This is a genomic window from Actinomyces sp. HMSC065F11, assembly GCF_001813085.1.
Classification (GTDB): domain Bacteria; phylum Actinomycetota; class Actinomycetes; order Actinomycetales; family Actinomycetaceae; genus Gleimia; species Gleimia europaea.
On the sequence record NZ_KV811462.1, the window covers coordinates 161023 to 167632 of the forward strand.

Annotated in this window: 4 protein-coding genes; 2 read left to right on the forward strand and 2 right to left on the reverse strand. The window is 56.4% G+C overall.

Features of this window, described 5'->3' with window-relative positions; translation table 11 throughout:
* The first annotated feature begins 80 nt into the window (after positions 1-80).
* A complete protein-coding gene (locus tag HMPREF2891_RS00910; protein WP_070663547.1) occupies positions 81-827 on the forward strand; it encodes a GntR family transcriptional regulator in 747 nt (248 codons plus the stop codon).
* A 120-nt stretch (positions 828-947) separates the two neighbouring features.
* Here the strand turns inward: HMPREF2891_RS00910 and HMPREF2891_RS00915 are convergent, their stop codons facing one another.
* Together HMPREF2891_RS00915 and HMPREF2891_RS00920 are read right to left on the reverse strand one after the other, a co-directional pair.
* Complete coding sequence (locus tag HMPREF2891_RS00915) at positions 948-1631, reverse strand: M48 family metallopeptidase (RefSeq protein ID WP_070663548.1); 684 nt, start codon at positions 1629-1631, stop codon at positions 948-950.
* A 100-nt stretch (positions 1632-1731) separates the two neighbouring features.
* Entirely contained in the window at positions 1732-4323 is a 2592-nt protein-coding gene (locus HMPREF2891_RS00920) for an aldehyde dehydrogenase family protein (protein ID WP_070663534.1), read from the reverse strand.
* Between the two features lie 456 nt (positions 4324-4779).
* Between HMPREF2891_RS00920 and HMPREF2891_RS00930 the strand changes: the two genes are divergently transcribed.
* The coding region (locus tag HMPREF2891_RS00930) for a YPDG domain-containing protein (RefSeq protein WP_222566249.1) at positions 4780-6610 on the forward strand (1831 nt) is incomplete at its 3' end.

The following is a 6610-nucleotide window of genomic DNA, read 5'->3' on the forward strand; positions in this document are numbered from 1 at the left end:
GATTATAAAAGCCGTGTACGATTTATATATTCTTTCTAAAAGTACTTTTAGGCCTCCGTTTTAGTATTTAGGATTTCATGATGTCCAACGCTCCTTTTAGTCCGGACATTCAGGTTGTGCATGACAGTGACGTGCCGCTCCACGTGCAGATCTCTGATGGTTTGGCGGCAATGATTATGAGTGGTGAGATTGCGCCGGGCACTCGTCTGGAAAACGAGGTGTCGATGGCGAAGCGCTTGGATGTTTCGCGCCCAACGGCTCGTCAGGCTTTGCAGTCTTTGGCTGATCGAGGATTGGTGAAGAGGCGCAGGGGTGCGGGTACGGTTGTCACTTCGCCGCATGTTCGCCGGCCCATGCAACTGTCGAGTTTGCTGACGGACCTTGAGCAGGCCGGGTTTGAGGTTGAGACTCGGGTGATGGCTTATAACACTCATAGGGCCACGGAGGATGAGGCGCAGCGTTTAGAGATCGAGTCTGGCGCTCCTGTTACTTTTATTCAGCGTTTGCGTTTGGCTGATGGGGATCCGATTGCGCTCATGTCTAACTTGATCCCAAGCGATATTGCTCCTACCCGTGAGGAGCTGGAGGAAAACGGCCTTTACAATTGTCTTCGTGCCGATGGTGTTGTGCCGTCGTATGCGACTCAAGTGATTGGGGCGCGTAATGCGACGCTTATGGAAGCCGACGCGTTGGGGGAGAAGCGCGGCGCTGCCCTACTTACGGCTACGCGTATCGCGTATGACGGTAAGGGAAGGGTAATCGACTACGGTACTCATATCTATAGGGCGTCCAGGTATTCGTTTGAAACGAAGTTCTTTGCCGATTAACGCAGGACGTACCTTTTATATGTAGCGAATTTGCGTAGGCAAATTGATCCTGGAGGCCACCAGAGTTGTTGCTAAGGGGGGCGGCGTGTTTGGTTTAATGCGTCCTTATATAAGGAGTCCTTATTTAAGCAGTCGTTCCGCTTCTACATGCCCGGGGAAGTAGCGGGCAACTAGGGCGTGAAAGCGCGGGGTGTGTCCGCGTTCAACCAGGTGCACGAGTTCGTGGGTGAGCACGTAGTCGAAGCATTGCTCGGGTTTCTTCGCCAGATTGATGCTCAGCCAGATTCGCTTTGCACGCGGATTGCAGGTGCCCCAGCGGGTCCGCATCTTCTTGACTCGATACTCGTTGGCGGCCAGTCCGGTGCTGGCTTCGCACCGTCTAATGGCTGCGGGTAGGGCCAGTTTGAGTTGCTCGCGGTACCACTCGGTTAAAACGCCCTCCCGTTCTTGCTGCGTAGAGCCGGCGGGCAGAGCCATGATCAAACGAGTGCCATCCACGTGTACGCTCGTGTGGGCGGCGTCGCGCACTTCAAGAGTGAGGGGGCGCCCCCACAGGTAGTGGGTCTCGCCGGTGGCGTAGGACGGGGCGTTACGCGCTTGCCTTTCAATGCGCTCGCGGCCGCGCTCGATGCTGTCCAGGTGAGCCAACGCGAAGTCGCGTAGCGCCCGCTGGGGCACGCCGCGCGGCGCGGTGATAACCACGTTGCCAAGCGGCGGCTTAACCAGCAGATACATATTTTTCAGGCCGGTTTTGCGTAGAACAGCAATGGAGATCCCCGCGACCTCAAGCGTTTCGGTGCTCACAAGTCGGGGCTGTGCGCGCGGTATCCGTTTGCGCGGGCACGGGGATCGGCCGGTCATGGAAGTTCTCCTGTTTCGCTTCGGGCGGTAACAGGACTTTAGTTTAGCGACTCCATTTTTGGCCGCGGAAGCAGGCGGTTAGTAGCTCCTTGATGTCTTCAAGACGCGCGGTTTGGGGGTTGCCTGAGTGCGACTGGTAGTCGAATGCGAGCGATGCGATCTCTGCGCGTTTGTGGTTGAACGTGGATTCGGGCATGTTCATGTTGCGCAGTAGGGAAGTGAGCCCAACTTGGTCGCGTAGGTTTTCGAGGGCGGTGGCGTAGGCTTCCACCGCTCCTTCGCTACCGACTTTGATGTCGAGGTGTCGCGTGATCTCTTCGCACCGCTGCGGCATTTGGAACGTCTCGTAGTTGGGCCAGGCCACGAGTTTGTGTGGCTGCGAGCCGTTGAATCGAACCACGTTGGGAAGGATTGCGGGTAGCAGGTCTTGGCGCGGGGTGTCGGAGTATTGGGCAAAGGCACGCGCGATGGCGTCGGCTAGTCCCAGGCTGGTGTTGCCAAGGGCTGTGGAGGTTAGAGATCCAGCAGAAACCACCTTGTCGCGGCTGCTTTCGTGTGCGGCGCTGTGGTCGGCCTCGTCGACGGCGCGGGGCAGGTTTGTGAATGCGAGTTCAAGGCCGTGCAGTGCAAGCGCGTCGGTGTAGTCCGTGGCGTGGATTGAGAAGAGCGCTTCGGTGGCTTGTGCGATGGTTTCGAATCCGCGGGCTGCAAGCAGGTCTGGCTTCCATTGCGCCAGTTGCGGGTCCATGAACGAGATGCAGGGCAGGTAGGCGGCTGATGAGATGAGGCGTTCGAGGCCAGTTTCGGCGTCGATCATCGAGGCTTTCGCCGAGAGCGCGGCTTGTCCGCCGGAGGTTGTGGGCGCGCAGATTAGGCGCGGCTGCAGGATGCGCGGGGGGAGGGCGATGCGGCCGGCGCAAATGTCGGCCATGTCTGCTTGGGGGATTGCAAGGCCTGCGCGCACAAACTTCGCGGCATTAATCGTTGCGGTTGTGCCAAATGCTAGTAGCGTGTCTGCGCCAAATCCTGCGGTTTCGGTGGTGGCTTCGCGCAGAAAATCAACGGTCAGGGTGCGCGGGATGTCGTCGATGATTTGGATGGAGCTGGCCTCGTCGCGTGTGTGCAGTAGCGCGAGCAGGTTGGCAACTGCCCCGGAGTTCAAAGTGGCCTTGTCGGTGAAGATCGTGATTTTGCCTAGGTCTTGCAGTGTGGCGAGCTGGCGAATGGCGCCTGGGCCTTGAAATATTTTTGATGGAACTTGGAAGGGGCTGATCACGGTGTTCCTCCGCCCGAGTCGTTTGATGTTGATGAGGTTCACGGCGCTGACGTTGTTTGATACGGAGTTGTGTCCGTATGATCCGCAGCCGAGCGTGAGTGATGGGATGAAGCTGTTGAATAGGCCGCCGATTGCGCCTTGTGAGGTTGGCGCGTTTTCAACTAGCCGGACGGCGCGCACACGGTTCCCAAACTTGGCGATGACGTCTTGGTTGCGGCAGTGGATTGCGGCGGTGTGGCCAAGGCCGTCTTGTTCTACCATTTGGGCGGCCAGTTCAATGCCTTGGTTGGCGTCTTTAGCGGTAAGTACAGCAAGTACGGGGCTTAGCTTTTCGCGGGTTAGGGGCTCTGAGTAGGACACTTCCGTGCATTGCGCGAGGATTGCTTGCGTGCCTTCGGGCACTTCAAACCCTGCTTGGTGGGCAATGTCGTGGGCGGATTGGCCAACGATCCTGGGGTTGAGCCTTGCGGATTGGCAGGCGTCGGTGAAGGCCGTGGCACCAAAGAGCAGTTTTTCAAGCTTCGCTTTTTCGGCTTCGGTAGCGATGTGGCAGCCAAGGTCTTGAAATTGTTTGAGGGCGTCGGCTTTGATGGCTTCATCTAGTATGACGGCCTGCTCGGATGCGCAGATCATGCCGTTGTCAAAGGCTTTGGAGGCAACCACGTCGTAAACCGCGCGGTTTAGGTTAGCTGATGAGTGTATGTAGGCGGGAGCATTACCGGCGCCAACGCCAAGGGCGGGTTTGCCACATGAGTATGCGGAGCGCACCATCGCATTGCCGCCGGTGGCGAGGATGACGGACACGCCTTGGTGATTCATGAGGGCGTTGGTTGCTTCCATGGACGGGGTTTCAACCCATTGAATACAGCCTTGCGGAGCTCCGGCGTTTACCGCGGCGTTGTAGACGATGCGGGCGGCTTGGGCGGAGCACTGTTGGGCGCCGGGGTGGAACGCGAAGATGATGGGGTTGCGCGTTTTAAGGCACATGAGGGATTTGAAGATAGTGGTGGAGGTGGGGTTTGTGACGGGAGTGATACCGGCAACCACGCCGACGGGTTCCGCAATTTCAGTGATTCCGGTGAACTGGTTTTGCGATATGACCCCCACAGTTTTTAGGTCGCGCATGTAGGCAGTCACGTGCTCTGCGGCAAAAATGTTCTTAACGGTCTTGTCTTCGAAGTTGCCGCGCTGCGTTTCTTCTACGGCCATTTGGGCGAGGCTTGCGTGTGCGTCGCGAGCTGCTTTGGCGGCGGCCTCAACGATGAGGTCAACGCTTGATTGATCGTAGTTCTTGAATTCTTCAAGTGCGGCGAGTGCTTTTTCGACGAGAGGATTGATGGTTTCAGCTACCAGCGTCATGACTTTCTCCAAATCGAGCAAAGGGGGCTTAAAAACACCGTAATGCTAGTGCGCGCGGATTCCTAGGCTTTTCCGCATTACGGGGAGAAATAGCACGGTGTCGTTACCTAAATTGAGCGAACGTGCAGTTGCGGCCATGCCAGTTAGGCGCTTCTCGAAACAAAATTCCGGAAGGGCGGAGGAGAAAGCCTTGTCACTGCCGGGGAAAGTGCCAGAAAATATCTTTTCGAATATGGTCTTGCCTTTCCCAATTCGAAACTGTAGGCTCCACATGAGAGTTTAGTCCTAGTTAATTCCCATTAATTGGCTGTCAGTGCGAGGGGCGTACTGTCTCTTCCGCTCAGTTTGGGGTAACTGGAGACTGAAATTTCAGTTCCAAAGCTTTGAGTAAAACACGAGAGGATCTCTTAACTCATGGTGAAACGAAAGACGCATAGGATTCTTCGTCGAGATTCCGTGCGCGTAGGTTCTGCCGCTTTGGCTATAGCGGTGGCCGCTAGCATGACTCCAGGTTACTTCTTGGGTGGCCTTGATCATGCGGTTGCTCAGCCAGTAGCCCCGGCTCAGGTTTCCGGCCCTACGACGCAGGTCATTGACGCGGACATGATCGCCAGTGGTCGTGTCACCAAGGCCGCCAACCTGACCGACGCCCACGGTGTAGGCAAGGGTCTAATTTCGGGCCACGTGTACCTGACCGGCCCGAATGGTAACCCGGGCGCTGCTTACGACAACGGTAATATTAAGCTAGATGACATTACCGTCTACGCGCAGTTCCGTGACAAGGATGGCTCCTACTCGCCGATTTTCAGCGCTAAGACCCACACCCTTCCCGACGTACTCGGTGGTAATGGTGGCCAGGGTACCTTTGCTTTCGGTACGGGTGATAAGGGTATTACATGGACCGATAAACTCGGACGTAAGCACACCTGGGCTGCCCGTACCGACCAGAAGCACCGTATCTGGGTAGAACCCTTCATCAATGATCGTGGTAGCCGTGTTGAGATGTTCCGCCAGGCCAATGGTTGGACTCCTGGCTCCTTCAATGGTGTGGTCGAGGGTCCCATGGGCTCCTTTGTTGCAGCTGACGGCAACATGCAGCTGATGGCCGCGTTCTTGCGCGAAATTCCACCGAGCCATGAGACCAGCTGGATGGCGGCTAAGGGCGATAAACTCGTTGAAGACCTTAAGGGTCCCGACAAGGCTGCGGCACTCCAGGGGCCCGAGTCGAACATGCTTTCTGGCCAGGTATGGCTTGAGACCGGGGGTAGTCCGGATTGGGGATTCCCCGCAACTGGTCCGAAGAAGGAGTCCAAAGACCCTGGCGCTGCTGGTTACACCGTTTTTGCGTCTACCCTAACGAGGGAAGGTGCTGCGGCGAACGCTGCCCTGCACGCGCAATACAAGGACGACCCGAATAAGCTTGCCGAAGCGACTAAGAAGATGCTCGAGGATAACCCCGAGTACATTCTTAAGACGGTCTACGGCAAGACCGATGCCGAAGGCAATTACTCGCTTCGCTTCGGTGACTACACGGACGCTAACCAGACGCGTGAGGATTTCCTCAACCCGGATCACGTGTTCGTGTGGGTCGAGAACAAGGATGGCGTGGTTCAGACCGGTTACACCGGCTTCCACACTCCAATCTTCCAACGTTTCAACGGTGGTGGTAACTTCAGGCCAGCGGATGCGGTTCCTGCTGAAAACCAGGTTAAAACTGCTCTTGTTTCAGATATAGGCAATCCGCGTTACGGGAAGCCGCTGAACAAGATTTACAACGTCCGGCATGCGCTTATTCCGTACGCTCCGGTGACGATCACGGCTGACTACAACGCGACTGACAAGCCTGCCGCGCCGGGCACAACCGTGACCCCGGAGTTCCACGGAACGCTGTCCCCCCTACCATCCAAGATTGAATGGCGCGATGGCAAGGGCAAGGTTGTCAAGACCTGCGATCTTGACCAATCGAAGGGCACCAAGGCGCAGGTTTCAGCTTGCACCTTTGACATTCCTAAAGACGCCAAGAAGGGTGATGTCTTCAGCGTTGTTGTGGTCTCGGGTATTAGCGACGTTGCCGCTTGGACTGTTCTGGTAACTAAGGACGCCGACGACTACGAGCCTGAGTATGAGGGTAAGTTGGTTGTTCCTGGTCAGGAGACGAAGTCTTCTCCTTCCTTTACTGATAAGGATGGTAAGGGTGTAGATGTTCCTGAGGGTTCGAAGTTCTCGATTGGTGATTACAAGGCTCCTGAGGGTTATGTAGTTACGATTGATGAGAACACTGGTGAGA